A 26,313-nucleotide genomic window follows, 5' to 3' on the forward strand; every position below is an offset into this window, starting at 1 on the left:
GGAAGTTTGTGCTTCTGGTCTTTTTTGTTTTTGTTCATTTAAATATTCAGTAGAATATAGATGACTTTCTAATTTTTAGAATCTCGTTTTACAATATATTTTGATAAAAATCCCATGATCAATATAGAGAATATGAAATGAAACATGAATGCTTCAAATTGAAATCCATCACCTTTTAAAACATAAAAACCAGTCATAAGCAAAGCATATACAAATGCTGAAATCCCTGCGAATATCAATCTGGTTTTATTGGTTTTAGTCATCTGTTTCCTTTTTCAATCGATTAAATAACTTGAATGGAGCTTCCTTTCACTTGGATTTGATTATTGGGAGCTAAAAGTTCATTAGCAAAAATATTTAATGGGAATAATATAAAAATCATGAAAATAATTTGATGTTTTTCAAACTCAATTAGCTATGACCAGTTTTTTTAATAACATCCATTTCAACTGAATAAGTTCTCCACTTTGAGAGTCTATTTTTTTGATTCTTGGGGATACCAAAAAGGCAATAGCTCCAGAGATGGCTGCAATTATTCCTGTATTCAATTCATTAAATAAATAATTGATCGCAAACCATGTTACAATAAAAATGATAAGAAATACCAGTTTTGTAAAAATCTGTAATCGAGCTTTTGACATGGATCTAGTGGTTTGTTGAAAATTAAATATAGATGTTTTATTGGAATTTTGAAAGATATGTGCAGTGACTATAAACTTGTGGTTTGGAGAAATGTTTTTCTTTAAATTAGATTAAGTGTTTATTGTATAATTGATTTTAATTCTTGTGTTTTATTTTAAACATTCATTTGATTGAAACTATTCAAAGTGAACTTACAGCAAAGCTCCCACATAAAATTAGGATAAATATCAAACTATAACTTCTAGCTTAAGGTTAACTTTATCAAATTCAGAATAACAATTTCATTCAGCTAGTTTTTCTTTTCCAATATGTTTGAGGTAAAAATAGCCGCCAATTCCAGCTATAATTGAAGCTGCGAGTATTCCTATCTTGGCTTGAGTTTTGTAAAGTTCATTTTCGAAGGCCAACTCTGTTATGAATATAGACATCGTAAAACCGATAGATGCTAAAACTCCGAGGCCAAAGACATGTTTGAACGTTACTCCTTCAGGGAGAAAACTTATTTTAAAAAATACCATCAGTTTGGTCAACATCATTATTCCAATTACTTTTCCAGCAAGCAGTCCACAAATCACTCCCAGAGTTACCGGATTAAAAAAGTTACTAAAAGCTTCCTGATTGATGGTGACACCTGCATTTGCAAAAGCAAAAAGAGGCAGAACAATAAAGTTGACAAAAGGACTTAATGCCTTTTCAAGCCTGTGTAGTGGAGCGGTAGCGTCTTCTGAAAGCATGGAGAATTTCTCAATATTATCTGCAATATCCTCTTCGCGTTCTTTTTCTCTAAAAAACGTTTTGATTTTGTAAGATAGTTGTCGGGCTTTCCTTAAGAAAAGCTTGGAGCTTATTTTTTCGTTCGAGGGTATTGTAAAAGCCACTAAAATAGCTGCAATCGTAGCATGAACTCCTGAAAGTAAAATGGCAAGCCAGAGGCCGCCAATCCCAAACATGGCATAGAAAATCGTATTTCTGATACCCACTTTATTGGCTAAAAACAGAATTAATAAAAATCCGCCAGCTAGTCCCAGATTGAACAAAGATATATCTGAAGTGTAGAAAAAGGCAATAACTAAAACCGCTCCCAGGTCATCTACAATGGCAATCGCAGTTAAAAATATTTTTAGTGAGATGGGAACTTTATCTCCCAAGAGATAGATCACGCCAAGGGCAAAGGCAATATCCGTGGCCATAGGAATTCCCCATCCTGCCACAGCATCTGTGTGTTGTGTAAGACTGAAATATATCACTGCCGGAACAAGCATGCCGCCAACGGCTGCAGAGACAGGTAAAATTGATTTTTTGATACTATTAAGCTGACCGTGTAAAAATTCATGTTTCAGTTCTAAACCTATCACGAAAAAGAAAATTGACATCAAACCATCATTTATCCAGTGAAGTAAATTTTTCTTAATGACGAAATCTTCAAATCCTATGTATAAATAATTCTTCCAGAAATTATGATATTGATCTGATAACGGCGAGTTAGCAATGATTAATGCTAAAAAAGCAGAAGCAATAAGCAGAAATCCAACTGAAGTTTTCTTCTCAATGAAATTCTTGATAGGGAGAACAAGATGAGTATCCAGGTTTGATTTTTTCATAAAAAATATCCTTTGACAAGATTTGATGTTGAAAAATCTCCAAGTTAGACACTAAAACTTTAACCAAATATGATATAAATTAGTTTTTTTAAGTTTTAGTGTATATCATGATCTAGCTTCAATTTGAAAAAGATCATTGTTTCACCACATGTGGCAGAATTTTAATCTCCGGAAAAAGGAGTCTTTATAATGCCTGCAGCGAGTTCTGCCCAAATCAAAAAGAATAAAAAAAGAATTGTACCTAACAACACAAAGCGGGTTAATTTGAATTTAAAAATCCTCAATGTAAACTCTATTGCAAGTGTGAGAAGCATTAGTAATGCTGCCATGATAATAAAATCGAAAACACTCCAGTTGACTTCCTTGCTTATTTGCATGCCAATGAATGGAATCAGCAAAAGCAAAGGAATACTGAGTAGCGTGATTTGATGTCTTTTGATTGGTATCATGGCTTTTGGGTGTTTAAGATTAAAATAGGTAGTGTTTTTTACTCAATAAACTTAATTTATAAATATTTAAAAATAGGTAACTAAACATGAATTTAAAATTGAATACCCAAACTAAATCCATATGAGCGATAGACAATACTCATCGGGTCATCGTTGACGCCTTCCAAAATACTTTCATTAAAAATGAAATCATTAAAATCTCCAAATACATTCAAATTTACCACGAAACCGTCTACTGTTGTGATTGGGAATTGAAGTCCGAGACGAAGATTGGCAAAATTGCTATCTATTTTTTCATCTAATGCAATATTACCAGCTAACATGAAATTGAGATTTACGCTTTCATAATCCACAAAATGATATTTCATGACCGTTCCAGCTTTTAGCGCTGTAATACTCTGTTGAACTTGGTGCTGAATACCACCAACTGCTCCTAAAGTAAACTTTTTAAAAATGGGGTAGCTGTAGCTGTAAAGAATACCATAGGCAACTTTATTTGTAAGTTCTTCTTGACTTCCATAAATAATTTTGCCATTTTCATCTCTGCTTTTGTAATTATATTCAGTCGAGTTCGCCACTGCAAAATCAATATCGACATGTGAAAACCAGCGTTTTTCTAAGGGGACTGGATCTGTGCTTTTAGCTATAGCATTTCCAGCGTTGAGAAGGTCTAACGGATTTTGGGAGTGGGCGGAAAGTGCTAGAGCAAGTGTAAGAACGAGAAATATATTTTTCATAAGGATTGATATCTAAATTTCATCCAGTTTTTTCACTGTTAATTCATTTTCAGTATTACCGGTATTCAGAGTAGATTTTGGCTCAAACATGAGGACTTTTGCTTCACCAACAGCTGAGGGTTTATGTTGAGCTCCCTTGGGAACTATAATAAATTCTCCCGCATTAATTTCATGAATTTCATTCTCGAGTTCCATCTTGATCTTTCCTTCTATGACCAGAAATAGTTCATCTTCATCTTCATGCTGATGCATTATAAATTCATCTTTGAATTTGGCAATTTTAACATGTTGTCCATTGAGCTCTCCTATAATTTTGGGATTCCAGAATTCTGAAAATGAATTGAATTTTTCTTGAAGGTTGACTGGTTTTATTTTCACAGGAATTGTTATTAATTTCTATTGATTAATTTTTCTTTTAATCGTTTAAAAATATTTTCCTTATTCTTTTTCTTTTCTACAAAATTGTCGTTTCCAATTAATAATCCAAGTGCTTGTAACTGTTCATATTCTTTGCATACCACTTTTAGCATGGCTGCAAAAGGTAAGAACAGTACCATACCAGCGACTCCCCAAACGCTTGCTCCAATGATAAGACTTAGAATGGCAGCAAACGCATTTACATTGACACTACTTCCCACAATTTTAGGATTCAAGAAATTGCCTTCCAGTAATTGAACAAACCAAAACAGAATGGCTACTGCTAGTGGAACCCATAATTGGTCATGAGACATAAAGGCATATAAAACGGGTATTGTCGCACCAAGAGTTGTACCAATGTATGGGATGATAGATAAGGATGCTGCTAGAAAACCAAACAAAAAAGGGCTGTCTATTCCAATGATCCAAAGGCCAATACTGTTGAGAGTTCCCAAAATCAAAATCAAAATCAGCATGCCAGATAAATATTTTTGTCCAACCTGCTGTACACCTTTTAGCATGTTGAAAAACTGATTTTTTTTACCTGCTGGAGAGAATTTCATAAATGCTTTCACCAAGCCTTTGTTGTAGATCAGGAATAAAAACAGATAAATAAACATGGTAATCAATCCGGTCAAGAAATTGGCGGTACTACTAAAAGTACCTCCCAGAACTGCCCCTGCAGAATTTTTTAACCAGGTTGTCAAATCATTAAGCAGCTCATCTTCATTGAGCTGATCAACTAAACTTACGTTCTTATTGATGTAAATAATGATGTCGGTGTAAAGATTGGAAAGTTTAGATCCAAAATTATTAATCTCATCGGATAATGCTATGATTTCTGCTGAAAAAAAAGTAAGTCCTCCACCAATTACCACTACTAGTACTAAAATTGATATAAATCCAGATAAGATATTTCCCAACCCCCAACCAATCAATTTTTTATGTACTGGATATAAAATAAAGGCTAAAATCAACGCTATACCAAGAGGAACTAAAATTGATTTAGCTACCACAAGGAAAGCAATAAAGGTGGCGATGAAAGCCATGGTAAAAAATGAATTTTGAAAGGATAATTTCATGAATTTATTTGCTTTTAAGGACTTTCTATTATTTTAGATCCTATCTCAGGATTAATTTTAGTGAGTAAAATTAGTGATTCTAAATTTATACTTTATCCATCTTTTGGGCTTTATAGTATATCATTGTTAAATATTCTAATGGTAAAGAAAAACATGCTCATCTAAATATTTATTGAAATTTATTTCAAAGGTGGTTGATGGGAAGTCTGAGACTTTTTGCTCATATGTCTAGTATTTTTGTAGTAATCAATAATCCTTGAGCCTTGGTTTTCTACTTTTTGAATCACACCTTTTTTATCCAGTAAGTAATGCGTCGGGTAGATTTGAGCTTGGAGTGTATTAGTAATCAACTTTTTTTGATTTGGAATTACTTTGTAATTAAACTCTGTCTTTTCAAGAAATCTTTCAAGCTGAGCCTTCGGATCCAAAGCCAAACTGATAAAAAGAATATCTTTATTATTGTTCTGTTCAACAAATTCATTCAATTCTGGAAATTCTTCAATACATGCTTTACAGTTGATGAACCAGGTTTTTATAAAAACGTCTTTGCCTTTGATGCTGGCATTGGTATATCGATTACCATCGAGATCAACAAAGTCAAATTCCGGGAAAGCCTGACCTTCTTGTGAGAAGTGTTTTAGAATTGTGTAAGCTTGAGATTTTATAGTGTTTTTTATACTCTTATTGGCAGTATCACTTAGTTTGTACAGCCTGTATAGATTTCCTCCATCTTCCGATTTTAATTTCAAAGGAATATAATGACCTGAAGTCAGCTTTTTTAAAGCTTGTTCTTTGTCAATAGGATCTGTGTTTTCGTCTATACTTTTGAACTCTGAGGCTAGATCCACCTGATTTAAATGATAAGTCCACCAGGTTCTAAAATTAGCTTCCAGATTTTCTGCTTTAACTTTTGGTTCTAAATTTTCTAAAGAATTCTCATCAACAGGCTTTTTGGAGTTCTCTTTACATGAAAAGATAGCAAAAGCTAGAATTGAGTAAAGGACAAGGAGTGTTTTATTCATAAGAGATTATATTTCAGTTCATCTAAAGTATAATTAATTATCAATTTTGCAAGTGAGTTCTGGCTAAGACTGGATGGTTTAAATCATGACCTTGTGCTAAGCAATGTAGCGATAAGCAATAATCATAACTGAAACAAATTCAGAATAAATATTTTTGAAATTATAAAATAAAAAAGGACCTGAGTTTTAAGTCAGATCCTTTATGAATTTATTGTTTTTTAAGCATTTTAGCTTTTGGCAAGATCAATAATAACCGTACGGTTGTAAGTACGCTGCTCTGGAAGTTTATTTCCAAAATGAGCTTTGCTTGTGTCTTCACCAAAGCCTTGCACTTCAAATTTTACATTGGTTGTATTTGAATTGGTGAGTGCTTTTTCCAGAATGGTTTTCACATTATTTGCACGAGCTAGCGACAATCTTTTATTATTCTCTGCATCACCAATGACATCGGTGTGACCGTGGATGATCACTTTGCTGTTTTTAGTGATTTTTGGTGCTACAATATCAGTTAAGTACTTTTCGTACATAGTGACTGCAGTTGCATCATCAAACTCATAAAGAACACTAAATCTCATGGCTTCTTCAGGTTGTGCTGGTGACCACAACACAACATTTGTATTGGAGTTTTGTACAATTTGTTCACCATCTTCTGTAGTGCCAATCATTTTTACTCTGAAATTTCCTTTGGTTTGATTATCTAAGATTGTTTTTCCAGGAATACTTGCCTTATCTTCTGTAAATGGACCATAATTTTTTACCATACCATTTTCATCTGTAAGCTCAAGTTTCCAGCTAGTGAATGCTTCATCTGCACCATCGGCACTAAAAGTAACATAGCTTTCTTTTGGAGCTTCCTGAACTTTAAATTGTACTGGTTTCAAAGGGGCGCTAGGTCCGCTTTGGAATTCCATAAGTAAAACAGGAGAATTACTTTCTACAGAAACTCTTCTGTCTTCATCACTTAATAAATCCAAATCGAGTGTTCTTCCTTCTTTATCTGAAGTTACTTTTGGTTTGTTTCTACCTTCTACTGCAATTCTTGAAGCATTAATAGAGAAGACCTCAACTAAGTAAGTTTTGACCGATTGTGCCATTTCTCTTGCATCGTCATTTCCTTTTTCTGATGATCCTACAAGAGTGATTGATGCATTTGGATTTTTGCCCATACGGTCACCAAGAATATTCAATACATTATAATACACAGTCATTCCACGTTTATCACGCCCTGACAGGTCAGCCGGTGTTTTTAATAAAAGCTGTTCTTCTTTGAAATCTTTTACCTCATTCTTTTTTAGTAATGTATAACGACTTGGAATTTTGGTAGATCCTTCATCTATATAGATGTAATTGCTCAAAGGAAAAGTTTCTGAAACCACACGGTCTGATGGAAGGTTACGTGGAGATTCAATTGTAAATCCTACAATGGGTCTTACGATTTCAACGTCTTCTTCAACTATAGTTTTGCGACCCATACCAAACTTAAGCGCAGCGCCAGCTCTTACTGTAGTATTGTTCCAGTTCTCTGATGAACGTGGGTTTTGTCCAAAATAAGGCTGAAAAGCTACAAAAGGAGAAAGGATAAACTGAGTCTTTTGAGTATTTGAAGATAAAGGAATATCAAATCCTGCTCCTACTTGCATGGATATAATTGTATTTTCTACATCGCTAAAATCACCATTTATCGCAGGACTAGCCACTTGATTTGCTAAATCTGGATTAGTTCCTTTTTCATAAGTAAATGATTTATCAATATTGAATGCTAATCTTGGCCCTCCGTAGACATAAAAGCCATTTTTGAACGGAGCAATTCTTACACTTGGCTCTACAGTGATGTAACTCAGATCTGTAGTTAAGTCCATAGGACAGTTACAAGGTGAAATCACCTGATCCCATTCGCCTTGGCGATTGTCATATCCAGATTGTAGCATAATTCCCCATACAGAATTTGTAAAATGGTATTCTATAAGTGGAGCAGCGAAAAGTCCGACTCCATTTCCATCTTTAAAAGCAGCTGGAACGGTTAAACCTGCATTCAGATTCTGAGTAGTTCCGCGGTAAAAATTGAAGTTGGCACCAGCGGCTACACCAAAATACCAGTTTGGTTTTTCGTATTCAACCTCCTGTGCTGTAGTATGCATTTGGAATCCCAAGGCAACTATAATAAGTAAAAGTATATTTTTCATTTTTTGTGTTATAAAGTGCTGTGCAATGCACAGCACTGTTTATATAATTTTATATTCTATATATCCTTAATCAGGGTTACGGCTTTGTAGCTATGTTAGAGTCTAATTCTACAGATCCAGTTCTAGTCAATAGTCTTCCATCTAGAGATGCGCCGGTATTAAGCGTTACAGATATATCAGCTAAAATATTTCCAAAGAAAATTGAATTTGTTCCAAGAGTTGCAGAAGTCCCAACTATCCAGTAGATATTTTTGGCTTGTGCACCTCCGGCAAGGACAATACTTGTACCAGGATCTGTAACAAGTGTAGATCCCATTTTAAAAATCCACACATCATTGGCAGTACCATTAAGTGTAAGAATTCCCTGTGGGCCTGTGCCAGAAATTCCTGTTGAAGTTGAATTCTCATATAATCCTGGAGCAAGTGTTAGTCCGCCAAGTTGACCTGGAAGTGAAATTGCATTCAAAGTTCTAGACTGACCATCGTTATAAGCAGTTGTCAAATCAATTTTGGCTTGCTCAACAATTGGACTTGCAGTTGTATATAGCGTTCCATCAACGTTGGTTTGATCCAAACCAGTAATTGTAGCTGTTGGAAAAGAGCCTACATCACCTGTAAGATATGTACTCACACCTGTGTTTGAAATTCCAGAACCACTCAAGACTACAAAATCTCCTGCAGAGTTAAGATCAATTCCTTGTGGGCCAGCATTCACTTGTGTAAAGTTGGCAGTTATGACTTTGTCAGCATCCATTGTGATAGTTAGTGGATTGTTATTTCCAGTAGCATCACCACTCCAAGAGCTAAATTCATAACCACTATTGGCATTTGCAGTAAGGATGACATCCGTTCCTTCATCATAATTAAGCTCATCAGGATTTTTGGTAACTGTACCATTTTGAGCATTTACAGTCAATGTAAATGTATTTATTGGTATCAATGTAAAGTTGGCAGTTATGACTTTATCAGCATCCATTGTGATGGTTAGTGGATTGTTATTTCCAGTAGCATCACCACTCCAGGAGCTAAATTCATATCCACTATTCGCATTTGCAGTAAGAATGACATCAGTGCCTTCATCATAATTAAGTTCATCAGGATTTTTAGAAACTGTGCCGTTTTCTGCATTTACAGTTAATGTAAAGGTATTTACACCTATTAATGTAAAGTTGGCAGTAACAGTTTTGCTAGCATCCATTGTAACAGGTAAAGGATTATCTGCACCTGTTGCATCACCACTCCAGGATGAAAATTCATAACCCGTATCTGGTGTAGCTGTAAGAATTACTTCAGTGCCATTATCATAGGTGACTTGATCTGGAGCTTTACTTACAGTTCCATTCAAAGCATCTACAGTTAAGGTGAAACTAGTTATTTCAAAGTTTGCCACTAAGGCCATGTTTCCATCAACTTCGAATTCATAGCTAGCGTCAGTTGAAACCTCAACATCGTCTATGGTCCAGTTTGTAAATTCAAAACCAGGATTGGGCGTTGCTTCAACAGTAACTAAAGATTCATTGTTGAATAAACCTGCTCCGGTCACAGTTCCACTGGCATCTGGTGAAACAGATAAAGATACTTCAGGAATTGTTGTGAAACTCCAAGTATAATCCTGCTGTAAAGCATTACCATAAGGATCTTCTATTCCTGTAGTAACGGTACCAGTATAGACTGTAAAAGGTAAAAGATTTGTTTCAGGTGTAAAAGAGGCTACCATATCTGAGTAGCTTACTGCTCCAGTAAGTGAAGACTCTCCGTTTATTTTATAAGTTTCTGAATTAACGGTTTTAGGATTTAATTCTCCGTTGAAGGTAACTGAAATCACCTGGTCAAGGGGGACATCTACATCACCATCTACAGGAATCGTTGAGAGAACAATAGGACAAAGTCCTGCAATTTCTTCCGCATCATCATCTGCGCATCCTGTGACCATAATTGCCATAGTGAACGCAACTGCGAGCGATGGGATTAATTTTAATGTTTTGAAAAGCATGATATATAATTTTGATTGTTACTGGCTTGACGCCAAAGTGAAATAATTTCCACCTCACAAAATTGACTAAGAATACACCTGTTAATGTTATATAATTCACACTTATGGGATTAGTTTTAAAAAGCGTCTGCTTTGTATACTGGTAAAGGGCTTAGAGAATAAAATGAAGGTTTATTTTGATTTTAAGAAGAAGTAATTATCAAAATATTCTGTAAAATTCTGCACAAATCTATTAAGATGTTCTTGTTTTTAATATCATTTAATGATCACCGAAATAGTTGAGTAAAAATGTGACTAGACATCAAGCCATTAAATGGGTTCTAATATGCTATTCCTTTGATGCATCATTGATTTATAACAGGAAGGAGAAAGGCCAGTAATTTTTTTGAATTGCCCAGATAAATGAGCAACACTACTATAGTGGAGAAGGAAAGAGATTTCGGATAGGTTTAGACTACTACTGTGAAATAATTTTTTTACCCGCTCTATCTTACTCTCAATGATATATTGCTGGATTGTATTCCCATTGACTTCTGAAAAGATATTTGCTAAATAGGTATAGTCATGTCTTAAATATAAACTGATGTAAACAGAATAACTCATGACTTGAAGACCGTCTGAATACATTAGCATTTCCTGAATCGTATCTTTTATCTTTTCGACCAAAACTACTTTATTCGAATTATGTAGTTTTAATCCATAAGGGATTAAGTTATTTTTGAGTCTGTTGTGTTTTTTCTGACTGATCTCACCAGAGAGTTCAACTATTCCATGATCAATAATCCCGAATGGTATTTTTAACTTCTTTAATTCTGCTTTTACTTGTTCCTCAACAAGTAAACTAACCATGTCTTTTATATATAACTTCATGGTGTTTTTATTTATACTATTATACTGTAATTCACAGCACCCCAATCGTGATTAGCTTTAGTATTTGTGTACTTAGTAACAACCCTAGACCGATAAGACTATCATAGGTTTTACATAAGGTACCTTATATTATTAGTCTTCTACAGATTTTTTTAAGAATTGTTGAATGTTTAACACAACTATGAATCTTTTCAAATTTTAAATTCAGCTTCAAAACTTAGAATCCTTAAGGCTACTTGAATAACAATAGCAAAAACAATGCTTCCTCAATCTATTCGAGTAGGCGCTAGTGAAGCCAATGCACTAAAAGCCCAGCTAAGATTACTACAAGCTTGGGGATGATCATGCCATAGACAAATGTCCGGACTGTCTGCAGCCATGCCTGTAGATTTTGAAGGTAATGCAGTGGTCGTATCAATAATGAAGAAAGCAAAGCTGATGATAAGAACTGTCCAAAGTAATTCTCTAAAGGGATTGTTCTTTAAACTTAATTTCTTCAGTGTCTACTGAAGAAAGTTTTTGATTACCAAAGTTAAGTTGTAGGAGGTTGGCTTCTATTTTATCTAATGTGCCTTTATGATAAACAGTCAACTTTCGGTTGGGTATATTAAATTATAGATTTTTGATTTACTCTAAACCTTCGAGCTTCATCCTGATGAGGTTTTATTCCGATGTGACAGACCATTTTTGAGATTTTGAATACTGTTTTTTAATAATATATTACTGAACTCAGTTTAAGGGATTTTTCAAAAATTTAAAATTAAGATGACTTACAGGCTTAATTTACTTTTTATAAATATCTTATTTCCTGAATGTTCTTTCTGAATATTGTCCAAGCTTGTAGGCTGCTAAAAGTGGTATTAAGGAAAATACTAAATAGTTTTCCGGATCTCCATACTGTAACCATAAAATAAGTAATGTAGCAGTGAGTATAATAAAAATAATATCAAAAGCTTTCTTTTTCATAATGAAACAAATTAAGACGTTGAAATTGAATTTACAGTAGATCGTTGATCTATAAATTTCGCATGTGAATGTTCTACAAGTATTCGGATAAGACGATTGATGTCGTCTTCGTGAATGTTTCTGAGTTTAATTTTTTTATCGGATCTGCTTTGTAACTCTAATTTTATGACGTCTTTTTTAGGAATTGTAGTTTTTATATCTTCAAAAGTGATGGTTTTGCTTTTGAAGGAATTCGTTTTTATAACGATTCCTTTTTTGTTCCATTGTACGAAATTTTTGTACCAAAAGATTCTGCTCAATATAAATATTTGAATCAAGAACCCAAAAGCGGATATTAGACCATTTTCGTAATTGAAAATCATGCCGTAGCCTATCAAAATGCATAAAGCTGAAGCTATCAACAATGTTACTCTTACCCAATCTACAGATAGTTTATCAAAGTGTATTCTCTGCATTTCTTTTGATTGATTTCACTAATTTGATTGTATATCCGATGCTTAATAGTGACATTAGTCCTGAAATCCAATACTGTTGTTTTGGGTAATAGATTAAAACACCAATGATTCCAAATACCATTCATAGGAGGTTTGAAAGAACCTTATTATTGAGAAGTGTTTTCATTTTTGCCTTTTTCATATTTAAGACTAGTATTCATTATGAAACTTAAGAACCATCCTATAAAAAAGAAATTGAAAAAGAATCTTTTAATTTTAAACTCTAATCCCTCAATATAATCAAATCCTGCCATAATTCCAGCGAAGACACTTCCACCAATTAAGAATGCGATGAATATTCTTTTTGCTTTTGTATTCATCTTTAAGTCTAAGTGAAATTTTTTTATTTGAATCTAAAATTAAAGATTTCTTTCGACTATTACCTCATAATCTTTAGTTATTCATCTCAAAAAGCTAGATTTATTAGGTTAATGCTAGCCTCAAACAATGTATCTTAAAGCTTAAAAGTCAGCAGTGGCAAATTCAGTATAATATTGAGATGTATTATGGCTTCACTTCATTGGTAAGGGATTGGTTATTCACAAATTCATGGATATTTTGGAATACGGTTTTTGAGATCTCAGTAAGTGCTTCGCTAGTCAAAAAGCCTGGTGTGAGGTGATTAAGACGTTTGGAAAGCTAATTAATTTCAATAAGGTGTCGTCTTCTATAATTTGCTCGGACATGTCTTCAAAAAATACATTTTCTTCCTGTTCATAGACATCGATGCCCAGATAGCCGACTTTTTTGTCTTTCAGATTTTTGATCACATCCTCTGTGTTGATTAATCCGCCACGGCTGGTGTTGATGATCATGACCTGGGTTTTCATCTGAGCAAGGCTATTATCGTTGATTAAATGTTGAGTGGCCGGCAATAAAGGACAGTGCAGTGAGATAATATCTGAGCCTTTGTAAAGCTCTTCCAGAGTAACGTAAGTGACTCCCGCTTCTTCCAAAGCGCTTTGTGGGGCGACATCGTAGGCCAAAACTTTACAACCTAATCCCAGCATAATTTTACAAAAGGCTTGACCAATTTTTCCTGTCCCTATGACGCCAACAGTTTTGTTATAGACATTGAAGCCAATGAGATTATCAAGGGAAAAGTTACCTTCTTTAACGCGGTTATAAGCCTTATGGGTTTTGCGATTGAGTGTTAAAATAAGAGCCAGAGCGTGTTCTGCGACTGCTTGTGGAGAGTAAGCAGGAACTCTTGTGACTTTTATCCCGTATTGCTCTGCTGCCTCCAGGTCCACATTATTAAATCCAGCACAACGCAGGGCAATTAACTTTACTCCGTTGTCGGCCAGTTTCTTTATGACTTCTTCATTGAGTTGATCATTGACGAATACACAAACAGCATCAAAGTCTTGCGTAAGATTGGAGGTTAACGCATTGAGGTTGGTGTCAAAAAAAGATAAGTCGTAATTGTAATCTTTATTATAGGTTTCGAAATAACGGCGATCGTAAGGTTTTGAACTAAAAACGGCAATTTTCATAGGTGTTGTTGTAAAGGTGAGATCATTTTATTTGAGATAAAGTTCCTTAAAATATCGGAAAGTACAACCCATATGATTGATTTTCCAGAGGTCCTTCTCTTGAATTATATTCTTTGCTTCAAGTCGTTTACCATCAACAAAAATTCTATAAATGAAAGCATACAAAAATAGAAGCGCCACAAATAACTTTGAATTTATCACATCAACCTTGTTTAACCAGATGGTGAATAGGAGAGGAGCAGAAATCGATATGTAATAAAGGTAGATATTTTTCATAGTTAACAATTAACTTTCAGATAGGTCACTTACAAAATTAAGTCTTTTAGACCAATTGTATTTTTATTAATGTGTAAGTTCATATTTAGACATTTTCCAATCACATTTTTTTAAAAGTTAAAGTTTTTGAATCCTGAATTGCTAATTATTGAAAGCTAATAGTTTATAAAAATCGAGGAGAAATTTTGAATTTATGAGGTGATCTTTAGTTCTAAGGCTTATTAAAAAAACTATTTTTGGCGCTCTTAATAAAATAATGATATGAGCGTAATTTGGTTTGAATGTAAGGTGAAATACAGAAAAACACAGGACACCGGAGAGAAGAAAATAAGTACGGATACTTATCTTCTGGATGCGGTTTCTTTTACTGAAGCAGAGGCAAGAATCAACGACGAGATGAAAACTCTTACTGAAGAGGAATTCCGAATCATGAACATAAAAGTGGCTAATTTTTCTGAAGTACATCCGTTTGAAAATTCAGACCGCTGGTTCAAATCCAAAGTTTCTCTCATTGCTCTGGATGAAGAAAGCGGAAAAGAGAGAAAAACAAACATTTACCTGTTAGTTCAGGCGAATGACGTTAAAGAAGCCTTTGAAAATACCAATCAGGCACTGGAAGGAACTACCGGAGATTATTCGATTCCCTCGATCACAGAATCTCCAATCTTGGATGTGTTTCCCTACTTTACCGGAGAAGAAGAGCAGTTAGAAAAATTCAAGGTTATAGTATCTTCTGAAACTGAAACTCAGGAGAGTTAATTTTAATTGGGTAGATGATCTATATTAAAAAGAGCAACAGAAATTTCTGTTGCTCTTTTTATGTTCACAACTTTCAGTTAAATAATTAGAAAGACTAAACTTGAGGTTTACACTTTTTTAAACTTGAGAAGTTCAATCATAAAAAGTGAAAGATTCATCATAATTTTTTTAGAAACTAGCTTGGTTAAGAGGGCTTAAAGTGCAGCTCAAGATTGGATAATCCCGGAGGTGCATCTTCACCTAAATCCAGGTTGATGATGAGGTTGTCTTTTGTAATCGATTTGATCATGAACTTAACGTTTCCTGCAGCTTCCAGTTCTACTGTTCTTCTTTCAACATCATAAGTCCAGGTTCCGCTGCTGTTGTCATCGTTTGGAGATTTGACCTCGTAAGTGCCATCTGGATTAAATTTCAGATTGAAATCTAGAGTGTTCGGAACTTCCGTGAGTTCTATGTTTCCCATTTTAGCAAATTCAATCGTCCATTGTTTGCATAGTATGGATTCTAATTTGGAAGGTTTCAAGTCGATGCTTTGAGCAGAAATCGATAATGGAAGGCAAGTCAGTACAAAAAATAGTATCGTGTTTTTTTCATGACTTAAGTTTAGTCATAAACTCATTATTTTGGGATTTATTTTCTTAATCCTAATTTTAATTTATTCTTTATTTAAATCTTCCTTTTTCATCTTCAGTAGTTTTCCTCACCAAATTGGATGGTTAAGAGTTCTCCTCACTTTTAAGCAATATATTGTAAAACCTTTAAGCTAACTAGAGCAAATTCAGTTAAAAAAATACTTCTATATCTATTAGTGAAAACACTGGAAGCTCCCAATTGGGCTTCCATCAGGGATAGTAGGTGAGGGGATGACTTCAAATTTTTCTGGCTCTTCCATGAATTGCTCTATGCGGTAATACATTTCTCTGGATAAGGAGGAGTTATCCTTAATAAATCGAATTTTTAATTGATTTATAGTAGCATTAGCCAGTGCTTTGGTTTGTGGGATGCTTTGCTTACTAGCGGATAAGTTCAGCAGATGTTTTAAGACATTGAAGTTGATGCTGTTCTGGACTTCAGTCTGATAATTGGATTTGTGTTGTTTTTCGAAGGTGTTTTTTACTAATTCTTCTAACACCTCTTCCAAACCCAGATTGGATTTATCTAAAGATTTCTGTTGAATCAATCGGTTAGTGCGTTCTGGATGCAGCAATAAACCTAATGTCATTTCACTGGCAGTTGCAGCTGCTCCTAAAGCATCGAAACTCACACCAGTATTACTTTTGAAAGACTCACGACTCCTTGAATATCCAAAGGCGCGTGGAGGAAATAAGGGCAAAATTTGCTCTGGAATGGCTAAAGTTTGAGCATCTAATGTTTTTAAAGTTGCCTCGAGTGCCTTTTTCTGATCTGATGTTGAAAGCACTTCTACAGGCGTTAGGCTACTTCCTTTGGTCGCGTAATTATAATCTAATCCGCCAATCAACTTCACTGCAGCCTCGGTTTGATAGCGATGAAAAAAATATAAAGGGACAAATACATCTTCTAAAACTGAATAGGCATTGCCGGTTTGTATATTATCTAAAGAAAAATTTGAGATCGCTGATTGGCGAAGTTCCAAAATCCGATTTAGTTCTTCAGAAGCATTTTTACCATTATCCCATAAGTGAGCATACGCATGGGCTCCACCTTGAGGACGAGCATCTGCATCACTGATGAATTGAAACCCATCAGTTTCGGCTTGTTTAAGAACAGTGTTTAAATATTGCTTTTCAGTTTGAGAATCACTGGCTTCACCGTAACTATAAGCGACAGTGACTTTGTCCCATTCACCTATGTTGGTGTCGTAAGCTTCAGAAAAATCGATTTGATTATTTTTTAGCTTTAAATTGGGATGAGGATAATCCATCACGCTTGTCATCCCATTGGCACTAGCTGCAAAGTTATGGGCAAAACCAAGGGTATGTCCTACTTCGTGAGCCGATAATTGTCGGATTCTCGCTAAAGCCATTTCTAACATAGGCTCGTAATTATCATCTGAAGTTTTAAAAGGTTGATTCATTAAAGCCTGAGCAATCATAAAATCCTGACGAATTCTTAAGCTGCCTAAACTCACGTGACCTTTTAAAATTTCGCCTGTTCGAGGATCTTTGACGCTGGCGCCATAACTCCATCCACGGGTTGAGCGGTGAACCCATTGGATCATATTGTAGCGTAAGTCCATGGGATCTGCTCCTTCGGGAAGCATCTTGACTTGAAAAGCATTTTTGTAACCAATAGCTTCAAAAGCCTGATCCCACCATCTGGCTCCGTCCAATAAAGCTGACTTTACTGGCTCTGGAGCTCCTGGGTCGAGATAATAGATAATGGGTTCTTTGGCTTCGCTAATCTCTGCATTTGGAATATTTTTTTCTAAGCGATGACGGGTGATGTAACGTTTGGTCAACGGCTCGAAAATGGGTGTTGAATAATCCTGATAAGAAATAAAATTAGCCCCACTTCTGGGATCGAATTCTCTTTTTTCATAACCGTCATCTGGTAATTCTACAAAACTATGATGCTGAATCACACTTAGGTTGGAAGCATCTGGAGCTACAGAGCGAATATTTCTGCCCTCTGGTTGCCCTGTAAAGGTTAATAAAGCTTCAAATTCTGAATTTTTAGGAAAGGCTTTGGTGCGTTGCATAGCCAAGGCGCTTTTAGTTTTATCTAATTTGTAAGATCCTTGTCTTTGTTGCTTCAAACGTCTGGCAACGCCATGAGCATCTTGCATTAAAAATGCTGTGAAATCGATAAGAAAAGCACCTTCACTTTCGTCTTCAATCTCAAAACCAAACAAAACCGATTTGGCAAAGGCTTGCTCTACACTTTGGCGTTCTGATTCATTATCGGTGATAGCTCTGTAATCCTGATTGGGTTGCAAGAGAAGTAGCTTGTTTCCGGCACGTTGAAATTTGACTATGGCTGTACCACCCAGTTGTCCTCTGTCCAAACCAATATCGTTAGAACCTAACCCACTAGTAAGGGAATGCACGTAAATAAACTCCTGGTCGAGTTGATCAACTTTTAAATAAATTTTGTCTTCTTTTTCAGAATACCAAAAGTCGAAGAAACCTTCCTGTTTAGTTAGTTCTTCTTTATCTTTTAAGGTTTCAAAGTTCTGAGCAATAGATGAAGTGCTTACGAATATGATGAGAAGAATAGTAAAGGTTTTCATGTTATATGTTTTAAAAGTCAAATCTTAATGAATATTAAACCCGAATATAAGGCTTAGTTGAAAAACCGTTAAGAATTTATTTTAAAAATTTGTGATTTACTCGATGTCATAATTCAAGTATTTAAATATTAGTTGACGGATTAAAGCCTTGAGAATATAAGATAGCAATTACTCAAAGGTCACTTTTGAAATTTTTAAAGTTTACGTAAACAATTCAAAAAGTTAAATTGAAAACTCAATATTGATAGTATTATGTGATCAATTTTATTTCCTAAAAGTTTTAATCGAATGATTTTCAGAAAGTTGACAATTGTCATAGATTTTATTATAAAATTTGAATATTTTTATAGTTATGTCAAAGAAAACCTTTCAAATTGTAAAGTCCTCCGGTGAAAAAGCTGATTTTTCGCTTTCAAAATTGCGAAATAGTTTATTTCGTAGTGGTGCCGACAAATCCACAGTAGATCATATTCTAAATATTGTAAGAGATGAGCTGTATCAGGGCATTTCTACCAAGGAAATTTATAATAGAGCCTTTGCCTTATTAAAGAAAAGCGAGCCCATTTACGCTTCTAAATATAAACTCAAAAAAGCGATCTATGAATTGGGACCCACTGGTTTTCCATTTGAAAAATTTATTGGAGAACTTATGAAGTATAGTGGTTATGAAGTAAAAGTTGGACAAATACTAAAGGGGAAATGCGTATCTCATGAGGTAGATGTCATTGCTAGCAAAGATGAGCATAACATTTTGGCAGAGTGTAAATTTCATAATGACAAGGCTTCCGTCTGTAATGTGAAAATCCCATTATATATCCATTCTAGATATCGTGATATTGTTGCTGGAGGTAAGGATGACGAAGATGGACCTAAGGAAGCCTGGGTAGTGACCAACACACGCTTTACACTAGATGCTATCACTTATGGCAATTGTGTAGGACTTTATTTATTAAGTTGGGATTACCCAAAAGAGAATGCATTAAAAGATCGCATTGATAGATTAGGTTTATACCCCATAACTGTCTCGACTTTATTATCCAGCAGAGAAAAACAGTTCTTACTGAGCAGGGATATAGTGCTTTGCCGCCAACTCTTGAATGATAGCTTCTATTTGGATCATCTAGGGATTTCAGAAGTAAGAAAAACCAAAATACTCAACGAAATTTCAAGTCTTTGTAAAAATAAATCAAAATGAAATCTGTAAAACTCCATTTCCTTGGTGGCGCCGGAACTGTCACAGGATCCAAATTTCTACTCGAGACCTCAAGTCTCAATATTTTAGTCGATTGCGGAATGTTCCAAGGGATGAAGTCCTTAAGAGAACAAAACTGGAATGACCTGGCGTTTCCAGGATCGCAAATTAATTTTGTTTTACTAACCCATGGACATTTAGACCATACGGGTTACTTGCCTCGGTTGGTGAAACAAGGCTTTCAAGGAAAAATTATAGGAACACTTCCAACTTTAGAGATTGCCAAAATAATTCTTCTGGACAGTGCCAAAATTAGTGAAGAAGAGGCAGAGCGTGCTAATACTGAAAATTATAGTAAGCATTCTCCAGCTTTACCATTTTATACGATTCAAGATGTGGAAAAAACACTCAAGATGTTTAGCCCGGCTGAAGATGATGAATGGCAAAAACTTTCAAAAGATATTTTTTATCGATTTAAATACAATGGTCATATCATAGGCGCTACTTTTATAGAGCTTAAAGTTTTTGAAAAGATTTTTGTCTTTTCCGGAGATGTTGGAAGACAAAAGGATCTATTGCTAAGGTCTCCCGAACGTCCGCAATATGCAGACTATCTATTACTGGAAAGCACTTATGGTAACAAACTTCATCCAAAAGATAGTGTTTCCGAAAAACTCATCGAACTTATCAATAAAACAATTTATAATAGAGGAACTTTAATCATCCCCTCTTTTGCAGTAGAACGCCTGCAAACGCTCATGTTTCTTTTATCCAAGCTCTACAACAGGCATAAGATTCCAAATATCCCCATTTTTATAGATAGTCCTATGGGTAATAATGTGCTTGGCGTATTTAAACGATTTCCTGAATGGCATAAAATGTCACTTGAAGAATTTTCAGCAATGACAGATCGGATGAAGATTATTACTTCCTACAAAGAGACCTGGGAGACTATTAATGACCCACGGCCGAAAATAGTAATCGCAGGAAGTGGTATGGTTACGGGTGGAAGAGTTTTAACGTATCTCAAGCAACTTGTAGATAAGTCTAACACAACCATATTGCTAGTCGGTTACCAAGCAGAAGGAACAAGGGGCAGGCAATTATTAGAAGGAGCACATGAATTAAAATTCTATGGAAAATATCATGCGGTTAAGGCTAAAGTTCACCATATTGAAACCTTATCTTCTCATGCTGATCAAAAAGGGATTTTGGAGTGGATCAGCGAAATTAAAGAACGGCCTCGACACACATTTTTAGTTCACGGGGAGCCTACGGCCTTGCAAACACTCAAGGTAAAAATTCAAGATACTTATTCTTGGGAGGTCAGTATTCCAAAACTAAATGAGGTCATAGAAATTTCAATCTGAATCATTCAATTCGTAAAATTGTTTGATTATATTTTTTTGTGGAGCGTTTCAAATTGTCTGATAATGACACCAGCCACCCCAGATGGTTTGAAATCAAATAAGCTTCCTGCAAGGCATGTAAGGTTTCTGTATTAAGTTCTTCATTACCTTGTTTGATGTTTTCATCTCTAACATGAGCTAATCGCTTGTACTCATTTTCTAATTTTTTCTGAGCTTCATCTGCTTTGATCTTAGTTATGTTATCCTGAGATGGAGTTTGCTCCAATATATCTAGGGCCTCCTGCAGCGTATTCGAAATTCTTTTAATAAGTATATTAAATTCAACAGAAGCAGGCGTGGTTTGATGTTGAGCAATAAAGTTTCCAATAGACGCTGTGGCAGAAATCAAGGTCTGGTGAAGTGTCACCATTTCATAAATCAATTGAAATTCTTTTTGCTTGGATTTGGGATCTTGAGTCAATCTTTGAAAAGCAGCATTGAGTTGGCTAATAGCCAGAAAAGCATCTTTTCTAGCTAAATTATAAGCTAAGGAGTTGTTGCTGGGGTCTTGGTACAAATCCTGGGTGGCATGAAGGTAGGTTTTATTTGATTTTAAGGCTTTAATAAGGACCTGTTTTAAATTAAATACCTCCCAGCTTGGTAATAGGCTATAATTAGCGACGACAGCTATCACAGCGCCTATAAAGGTGTCAATAACTCTAAACTGAATCACCTCTAAAGCTTTAGGATTGATAAAAGAATACACGAATACAATGCTAATCGTTATTAGTGCTGCAGCCGACTTATAGTTTTGTTGTAATAAAGCAAAGGCAAAGATCAGAGAGAATAAAGCCAAAACCGCGTATAAAATTTGATTTTGGGTGAGCAGAACTATACCGACAGCAATAACAGCTCCTATTATGGTGCCTATGATTCGATCTTTTGAGCGTTCTTTGGTCAACCCGTAACTAGGACGCATGATCACTATGATCGTAAGTAAAATCCAATACGTGTTTTGAATTTCAAAAAATAGACCCAGGCTATAAGCAAATAACATAGCAAAGCTTAACCTCAAAGAATGTCTGAATAGAGTAGAATCTAGACTTAAATTTTGTAAAATTACATTGAACCTATACTCATGAAGCGTCAAAAATTGACTTGCATCTTGACGTTTTATAGAAACTTTTGAGGCCTCTTTTACATTTGCCATTGTCCTCCTGATGGCCGTTATCTCTTCAAGCAACTGTTCCTGATAATCGTAAAGATTTTTTAAAATCAATGCACCTTCTCTGGCCTGTGGTAACTTAAACTTATCAATGTAATTCCTTATAGAATCGTCTGTTTTATCAAGGGCAGTTACCAACTCATTTTTGCTTGGCAAAGGATCGTGTTGGATCAATACTTCTGATAGACGAATAAGATGTTCCCCCATAACATTATTAAGCTCTTTGGCGGGTTTTAAAAACTCCTTTCTTTCCTCAAATGTTTTATCGATAGTCTCATAATTCATTTGTTCAGCTTCAATGAGTTCAAAAATTTTGATGGACGATAGGAAAATCAACAATTGTTTCTCTTCATATCTTGATCGTCCGGAACGTTTTCTTACGGTTAGCAATGCCTCACGAAGGGTCTCGTGTTTATCGTTGATTTGATTCTGAAGATTAAAGCTTTGTTTCAGGTGCTTATCCCTATTTTTTGTGTTTGTAAGAAGTTTAGCACGTAGTTTTAAATAATCTCCTGTTAAGTGAAGCGTATCGGACAATAATTGATTTTGATCTTTTTTAGGAAAAATAATTTGATACAACAACGATACCGATAAGTACCACAAACCACCCACACCCATAAGTGCAACTTGAATCAAAATTTCAAAAGGAGTAGTCTTGTTTATGGCGAAGGCAATCACTATTGCCAATAAGCCGGAAAAAGATACCAAAGAAGCTCTAAACCCATAAACGGATAGGAGTGATACAGAAAAGGTGATAATACCCATTGCGATTAATAATAAAGGTAAAAAGGGTTTTGTAAATAAAATGACAGCCGTAATCAGCATGGTCAAGCCAATACTAATTAAAGTAGCATTTACCATACGCTTTCTACTTCCTGGCATATCTCCTGGAGCATTTAGAAAAGCGCCCACCACAATTGGCAAAGCAAATTCAAAATAACCTAAACTATAAAGAATGACAAATGGAAGAGCAAGTGCCACACCTAAACGCATTCCACGACCGAAATTTGAACTTCTGAAAAATAATTCGAGTTGTTTGATCGTTTCCTTCAACCTCTTTTTTCCGTAAAGTTAAATGAATTGATAGGAATACCTTCTGCTTTTCATATATTATGACTACCTGAAATCTTTAGCTGTTCGCTAGGTTTATTTTCAATATGACTCTTCAATAATAAAGCAGCTTTATGATGTATATAAAGACAAGGATGCTTTTCAACTAATTTTAAAATATTTCGTAAGTCACTATTTATACAGCTATGACGATTTATCTATGCCATTGGAAAATAGCTTTTAAAAAATAATGGACTTAAGAGATTATCAAGTTGAAATGAGATTAACAAGTTCAAAAAAATAGTGGTGTACTTTATTCTGATTTTAAAGCATAAGAAATTGAAAAGTATTTAAAACAAAAAAAAACAGAGAAAACTCCATGATTCCTAAAATATAAAGTATGAATTATTATTCTAGTGTTGGAGATCTTCTATTTAGTATTTTTTATTAATGGCAAACACAATAGATCTGATTTAATTATTGATTTAATAACTCATGAGTTAAAAAATAATATTCACACCATAGTTCTCACTCTGAGAGGAGGACTTAATATTTGTTTTTGAATAATTAGAAAAGTTGAATTTCATTTCAAAAAAAGTTAAGGGTGATTTAGTTATCATCTCTGAATCATTTTTAATCCAAAAATTGACAGATTAGTATTTTTTGAACCTTATCAATTTTTACCTTTTTTTAAAATTAAAAATCTTAATGTATTGTTAATATAGCTTATTTATGATTGACTAGTAATAGTTGAAAATATTTATTCGATACCTAATTAATTGTAATTTAAGTTTATAAGCGCTTTTTTTAATTTATTTAAAATTTAAGGCAAATTTATTAAATATGTCACAATAATGACTATTAGGGTTCTTTTCCGATTATTTAATTTTAAAAAATAATTCAATCTTTTAGCATTAAAAATGAAAACTTCAAAATGATAGGAATCATCAAAAATATTCAATTAAGAAAAATTTGGAACAAAGGATATCCTGATTTTACATCTTGGCTTTCCGAGCATTTAAATGATATAGGAGATGCAATTCATCTTAAACTTAAATTTGTAGCTAAGGAAATTCCTTTAGGTCCATTCTGTGTGGATATTTTGGCAAAAGATAAAAAGACAGATAAATTTGTAGTTGTTGTAAATCAACTTGAAAGTACAGATTACGAGCATCTCGGTAAATTTATTACTTATGCATCTGTCTTAAATGCTTCGTCAGTAATATGGATCACTTCAAATTTTAGCGACGAACACAAGAAAGCACTTGATTGGTTGAATGATCATACATCAGATGAGATTAATTTTTACGGTGTAAAGATTGAAGTTTGGCAAATTGAGAATTCCCAACCCGCTGTAAGATTTAACGTAATAAGTCAACCAAATTCTGCTGTTAGGCAAACCAAATCACGGTACAATAATGAGAGTGATACAAAATTGGCTAGCAAAGAATTAGAAGCCTATGAACTTCAAAATTCTTTGGATAAGGCAAATGCTATAGTCAAATTAAGTTGTGATGGTCAAATTTTATCTGTAAATAAACTGTTTTGTGACATGTTGGAGTACGAGCCGGATGAATTATTACAGAAGGACTATAGTTTTTTAATTCCTGGAATTGAAATGCAAAAGAATTTCAAAAACTGCTTGGAAAAATCTAAAAAGGGAGAAAATCAAAAAGAAGAATTTGTAACAAGGACTAAAGGCGGTCAAGAAAAGTTTATAGAATCTAGTTTATTTCCTGTTTATAGTAAAGACAACAAGTTTCAGTTTATTTTAAAAATTGCGAATGACATTACAGATAAAATTAGACACCAAAAGGACTTGGAGCAAAGAAAACAAGAAGCAGAAAAGGCTTTAGTTGCTAAGGATAATTTTTTATGTAACATGAGCCATGAAATCCGAACACCGCTAAATGCTATCATTGGTTTTTCGGATCTTTTAAGAAAAGAAGATTTGAATGCTTCGCAATTCGAATATGTGGACACCATTTTAAGAGCCGGGGAAAGTTTACTCTATATTGTAAATGATATACTAGATCTTTCTAAAATCGAATCCGGTAATTTTTCTCTAGAAAAAAAACTATTCAGTCCAGAAAAGGTACTGGAGTATGTTTACAATATGCAGAAAGATAAGGCATCCAAAAAGGGTGTCAGTCTTGAAAAAGAAATTAATGGTGTATTGCCGGAATTGGTGCTTGGAGATGAATATAGATTAAGCCAAATTATTATTAACCTAGTTAACAATGCTATAAAATTTACACACGAAGGGTTTGTTAAGATATGTGCATCTGCGGAATTAGTCGCCAATAATAAATCTGTTTTATCTATAAAAGTGCAAGACAGTGGTATTGGGATACCGGAGGATAAACAACAAATGATTTTTCAGCGCTTTACTCAAGCAGAGACTGATACTACAAGAAAGTACGGAGGTACGGGCTTAGGTCTCAATATTGTTAAATTATTAGTAGATAATTTTAATGGATCCCTTAAATTAAAAAGTAAAATAGGTGAGGGTTCCGTTTTTTCTGTTTCTATTCCATTTGAATTAGAGAAAAAATCAAAAGAAAATAATCAGAGTTCAGATTCTCAATGTAGACACAAACAAAGTAAAATTTTGATGTTTGAAGATAATCCATTGAATCAAAAGTTAGTACAAAAAATTATAGTCGAACTTGGGCATGAATTGATTGTTGTTTCAAATGGTTATGAAGGTGTGGAATGGCTTAAAAACAATGAAAGTGTTGACTTAATTTTGATGGATTTAGTCATGCCTGGCATGGATGGTTTTGAAGCCACTTCCATTATTAGAGAAAAATTAAAGATTAATACTCCAATAATTGCAATGACGGCTCACTCGTTGAGACAAGAGAAAGCTAAATGCATCGAGTTTGGTATGAATGGCTTTTTATCAAAACCTTTCAAACTTGAGGTTCTTGTTAGCAAAGTACAGACTGCTCTTAATAATGAAAAGCAATCTATCAGTATGTCAGATGAATCTGCTGAGAAAAAACCTGGTAAGCTGCCAGATCTAGAAGATTTGAAATTATTAGGCTCAAGGAAGGATTTATTAAAAAAATATCAGGTGTCTTCATTAATGAAACGTCAAGAAAATTAATAAAATTAAAAAAACTGTATTCTCAACAATGACAATAAAACTATGTTTTACACTAATTACAAATTAAGATGTAGTTATAATTTGATAAATAATAAAACATGCTTTTACCCGGTAAATAGAAGCAATGCTTCAAACAGGAGATTCTACTGAATAATTACAATTTGCTTTTAAAGACTTAAAATCGAAA

22 protein-coding genes are annotated in these 26,313 nt (G+C 34.3%); 4 read left to right on the top strand and 18 right to left on the bottom strand.

Translation table 11 applies throughout. The features are described from left to right. Positions 1-68 precede the first annotated feature (68 nt). The 15 genes from LB452_RS05710 to LB452_RS05780 all read right to left on the bottom strand — a co-directional run bounded on the left by LB452_RS05710 (position 69) and on the right by LB452_RS05780 (position 13,952). A complete protein-coding gene (locus LB452_RS05710; protein WP_224460771.1) occupies positions 69-263 on the bottom strand; it encodes a hypothetical protein in 195 nt (64 codons plus the stop codon). Positions 264-407: 144 nt separating this feature from the next. After that, entirely contained in the window at positions 408-641 is a 234-nt protein-coding gene (locus tag LB452_RS05715) for a hypothetical protein (RefSeq protein ID WP_224460772.1), read from the bottom strand. A 282-nt stretch (positions 642-923) separates the two neighbouring features. After that, positions 924-2,243, bottom strand: a complete 1,320-nt coding sequence (gene nhaA / locus LB452_RS05720; RefSeq protein WP_224460773.1) for a Na+/H+ antiporter NhaA — start codon at positions 2,241-2,243, stop codon at positions 924-926. Between the two features lie 161 nt (positions 2,244-2,404). Then, the gene (locus LB452_RS05725; RefSeq protein WP_224460774.1) at positions 2,405-2,692 is read right to left on the bottom strand and encodes a hypothetical protein; all 288 of its coding nucleotides are present in this window, start codon (positions 2,690-2,692) and stop codon (positions 2,405-2,407) included. Between the two features lie 92 nt (positions 2,693-2,784). Further along, a complete protein-coding gene (locus LB452_RS05730; RefSeq protein WP_224460775.1) occupies positions 2,785-3,429 on the bottom strand; it encodes a hypothetical protein in 645 nt (214 codons plus the stop codon). A gap of 12 nt (positions 3,430-3,441) precedes the next feature. Further along, complete coding sequence (locus tag LB452_RS05735; protein WP_224460776.1) at positions 3,442-3,807, bottom strand: cupin domain-containing protein; 366 nt, start codon at positions 3,805-3,807, stop codon at positions 3,442-3,444. An 11-nt stretch (positions 3,808-3,818) separates the two neighbouring features. After that, entirely contained in the window at positions 3,819-4,928 is a 1,110-nt protein-coding gene (locus tag LB452_RS05740) for an AI-2E family transporter (protein ID WP_224460777.1), read from the bottom strand. A gap of 179 nt (positions 4,929-5,107) precedes the next feature. After that, positions 5,108-5,950 carry a TlpA family protein disulfide reductase gene (locus LB452_RS05745; protein ID WP_224460778.1) on the bottom strand — a complete coding sequence of 281 codons (843 nt, stop codon included), beginning with the start codon at positions 5,948-5,950 and terminating at the stop codon, positions 5,108-5,110. 227 nt (positions 5,951-6,177) lie between these two features. Then, the gene (locus tag LB452_RS05750) at positions 6,178-8,133 is read right to left on the bottom strand and encodes an OmpA family protein (protein ID WP_224460779.1); all 1,956 of its coding nucleotides are present in this window, start codon (positions 8,131-8,133) and stop codon (positions 6,178-6,180) included. A gap of 76 nt (positions 8,134-8,209) precedes the next feature. After that, the gene (locus tag LB452_RS05755) at positions 8,210-10,126 is read right to left on the bottom strand and encodes an InlB B-repeat-containing protein (RefSeq protein WP_224460780.1); all 1,917 of its coding nucleotides are present in this window, start codon (positions 10,124-10,126) and stop codon (positions 8,210-8,212) included. 309 nt (positions 10,127-10,435) lie between these two features. Then, on the bottom strand, positions 10,436-10,996 hold the full coding sequence (locus tag LB452_RS05760; protein ID WP_224460781.1) for a helix-turn-helix domain-containing protein: 561 nt from the start codon (positions 10,994-10,996) through the stop codon (positions 10,436-10,438). Between the two features lie 801 nt (positions 10,997-11,797). Beyond that, a complete protein-coding gene (locus LB452_RS05765; protein ID WP_224460782.1) occupies positions 11,798-11,962 on the bottom strand; it encodes a hypothetical protein in 165 nt (54 codons plus the stop codon). Between the two features lie 11 nt (positions 11,963-11,973). Next, a complete protein-coding gene (locus LB452_RS05770; RefSeq protein WP_224460783.1) occupies positions 11,974-12,417 on the bottom strand; it encodes a hypothetical protein in 444 nt (147 codons plus the stop codon). A gap of 146 nt (positions 12,418-12,563) precedes the next feature. After that, positions 12,564-12,776 (bottom strand): hypothetical protein, encoded by a 213-nt coding sequence (locus LB452_RS05775; RefSeq protein WP_224460784.1) that lies wholly within the window; start codon positions 12,774-12,776, stop codon positions 12,564-12,566. A gap of 279 nt (positions 12,777-13,055) precedes the next feature. Then, positions 13,056-13,952, bottom strand: a complete 897-nt coding sequence (locus LB452_RS05780) for a 2-hydroxyacid dehydrogenase (protein ID WP_322966061.1) — start codon at positions 13,950-13,952, stop codon at positions 13,056-13,058. Between the two features lie 537 nt (positions 13,953-14,489). On the opposite strand from LB452_RS05780, the gene LB452_RS05785 reads away from it, so the two are divergent. Further along, positions 14,490-14,987: a DUF4494 domain-containing protein gene (locus LB452_RS05785; RefSeq protein WP_224460785.1), complete on the top strand. Its 498-nt coding sequence runs from the start codon at positions 14,490-14,492 to the stop codon at positions 14,985-14,987. 184 nt (positions 14,988-15,171) lie between these two features. Here LB452_RS05785 and LB452_RS05790 read toward each other — a convergent pair whose 3' ends face one another. Continuing rightward, positions 15,172-15,510 (bottom strand): copper resistance protein NlpE, encoded by a 339-nt coding sequence (locus LB452_RS05790; RefSeq protein ID WP_224460786.1) that lies wholly within the window; start codon positions 15,508-15,510, stop codon positions 15,172-15,174. Positions 15,511-15,792: 282 nt separating this feature from the next. Next, positions 15,793-18,198 carry a zinc-dependent metalloprotease gene (locus LB452_RS05795; RefSeq protein WP_224460787.1) on the bottom strand — a complete coding sequence of 802 codons (2,406 nt, stop codon included), beginning with the start codon at positions 18,196-18,198 and terminating at the stop codon, positions 15,793-15,795. 352 nt (positions 18,199-18,550) lie between these two features. Between LB452_RS05795 and LB452_RS05800 the strand changes: the two genes are divergently transcribed. After that, the gene (locus LB452_RS05800; RefSeq protein WP_224460788.1) at positions 18,551-19,393 is read left to right on the top strand and encodes an ATP cone domain-containing protein; all 843 of its coding nucleotides are present in this window, start codon (positions 18,551-18,553) and stop codon (positions 19,391-19,393) included. Next, complete coding sequence (locus tag LB452_RS05805) at positions 19,390-20,760, top strand: MBL fold metallo-hydrolase RNA specificity domain-containing protein (RefSeq protein WP_224460789.1); 1,371 nt, start codon at positions 19,390-19,392, stop codon at positions 20,758-20,760. The genes LB452_RS05800 and LB452_RS05805 overlap by 4 nt, the downstream gene beginning before the upstream one ends. 1 nt (position 20,761) lies before the next feature. Here LB452_RS05805 and LB452_RS05810 read toward each other — a convergent pair whose 3' ends face one another. Next, the gene (locus LB452_RS05810) at positions 20,762-23,017 is read right to left on the bottom strand and encodes an FUSC family protein (protein WP_224460790.1); all 2,256 of its coding nucleotides are present in this window, start codon (positions 23,015-23,017) and stop codon (positions 20,762-20,764) included. A 931-nt stretch (positions 23,018-23,948) separates the two neighbouring features. Here LB452_RS05810 and LB452_RS05815 point away from each other — a divergent pair. Next, positions 23,949-26,126, top strand: a complete 2,178-nt coding sequence (locus LB452_RS05815; RefSeq protein WP_224460791.1) for a PAS domain-containing hybrid sensor histidine kinase/response regulator — start codon at positions 23,949-23,951, stop codon at positions 26,124-26,126. Positions 26,127-26,313: the final 187 nt, after the last annotated feature.

The sequence above is a fragment of the Psychroflexus longus genome (genome assembly GCF_020164595.1).
Classification (GTDB): domain Bacteria; phylum Bacteroidota; class Bacteroidia; order Flavobacteriales; family Flavobacteriaceae; genus Psychroflexus; species Psychroflexus longus.

Coding starts and splice junctions, on each gene's coding strand:
- LB452_RS05710 (WP_224460771.1), bottom strand. CDS start 263: ATGACTAAAACCAATAAAACCAGATTGATATTCGCAGGGATTTCAGCA.
- LB452_RS05715 (WP_224460772.1), bottom strand. CDS start 641: ATGTCAAAAGCTCGATTACAGATTTTTACAAAACTGGTATTTCTTATC.
- nhaA (WP_224460773.1), bottom strand. CDS start 2,243: ATGAAAAAATCAAACCTGGATACTCATCTTGTTCTCCCTATCAAGAAT.
- LB452_RS05725 (WP_224460774.1), bottom strand. CDS start 2,692: ATGATACCAATCAAAAGACATCAAATCACGCTACTCAGTATTCCTTTG.
- LB452_RS05730 (WP_224460775.1), bottom strand. CDS start 3,429: ATGAAAAATATATTTCTCGTTCTTACACTTGCTCTAGCACTTTCCGCC.
- LB452_RS05740 (WP_224460777.1), bottom strand. CDS start 4,928: ATGAAATTATCCTTTCAAAATTCATTTTTTACCATGGCTTTCATCGCC.
- LB452_RS05745 (WP_224460778.1), bottom strand. CDS start 5,950: ATGAATAAAACACTCCTTGTCCTTTACTCAATTCTAGCTTTTGCTATC.
- LB452_RS05750 (WP_224460779.1), bottom strand. CDS start 8,133: ATGAAAAATATACTTTTACTTATTATAGTTGCCTTGGGATTCCAAATG.
- LB452_RS05755 (WP_224460780.1), bottom strand. CDS start 10,126: ATGCTTTTCAAAACATTAAAATTAATCCCATCGCTCGCAGTTGCGTTC.
- LB452_RS05760 (WP_224460781.1), bottom strand. CDS start 10,996: ATGAAGTTATATATAAAAGACATGGTTAGTTTACTTGTTGAGGAACAA.
- LB452_RS05765 (WP_224460782.1), bottom strand. CDS start 11,962: ATGAAAAAGAAAGCTTTTGATATTATTTTTATTATACTCACTGCTACA.
- LB452_RS05770 (WP_224460783.1), bottom strand. CDS start 12,417: ATGCAGAGAATACACTTTGATAAACTATCTGTAGATTGGGTAAGAGTA.
- LB452_RS05775 (WP_224460784.1), bottom strand. CDS start 12,776: ATGAATACAAAAGCAAAAAGAATATTCATCGCATTCTTAATTGGTGGA.
- LB452_RS05780 (WP_322966061.1), bottom strand. CDS start 13,952: ATGAAAATTGCCGTTTTTAGTTCAAAACCTTACGATCGCCGTTATTTC.
- LB452_RS05785 (WP_224460785.1), top strand. CDS start 14,490: ATGAGCGTAATTTGGTTTGAATGTAAGGTGAAATACAGAAAAACACAG.
- LB452_RS05795 (WP_224460787.1), bottom strand. CDS start 18,198: ATGAAAACCTTTACTATTCTTCTCATCATATTCGTAAGCACTTCATCT.
- LB452_RS05800 (WP_224460788.1), top strand. CDS start 18,551: ATGTCAAAGAAAACCTTTCAAATTGTAAAGTCCTCCGGTGAAAAAGCT.
- LB452_RS05805 (WP_224460789.1), top strand. CDS start 19,390: ATGAAATCTGTAAAACTCCATTTCCTTGGTGGCGCCGGAACTGTCACA.
- LB452_RS05815 (WP_224460791.1), top strand. CDS start 23,949: ATGATAGGAATCATCAAAAATATTCAATTAAGAAAAATTTGGAACAAA.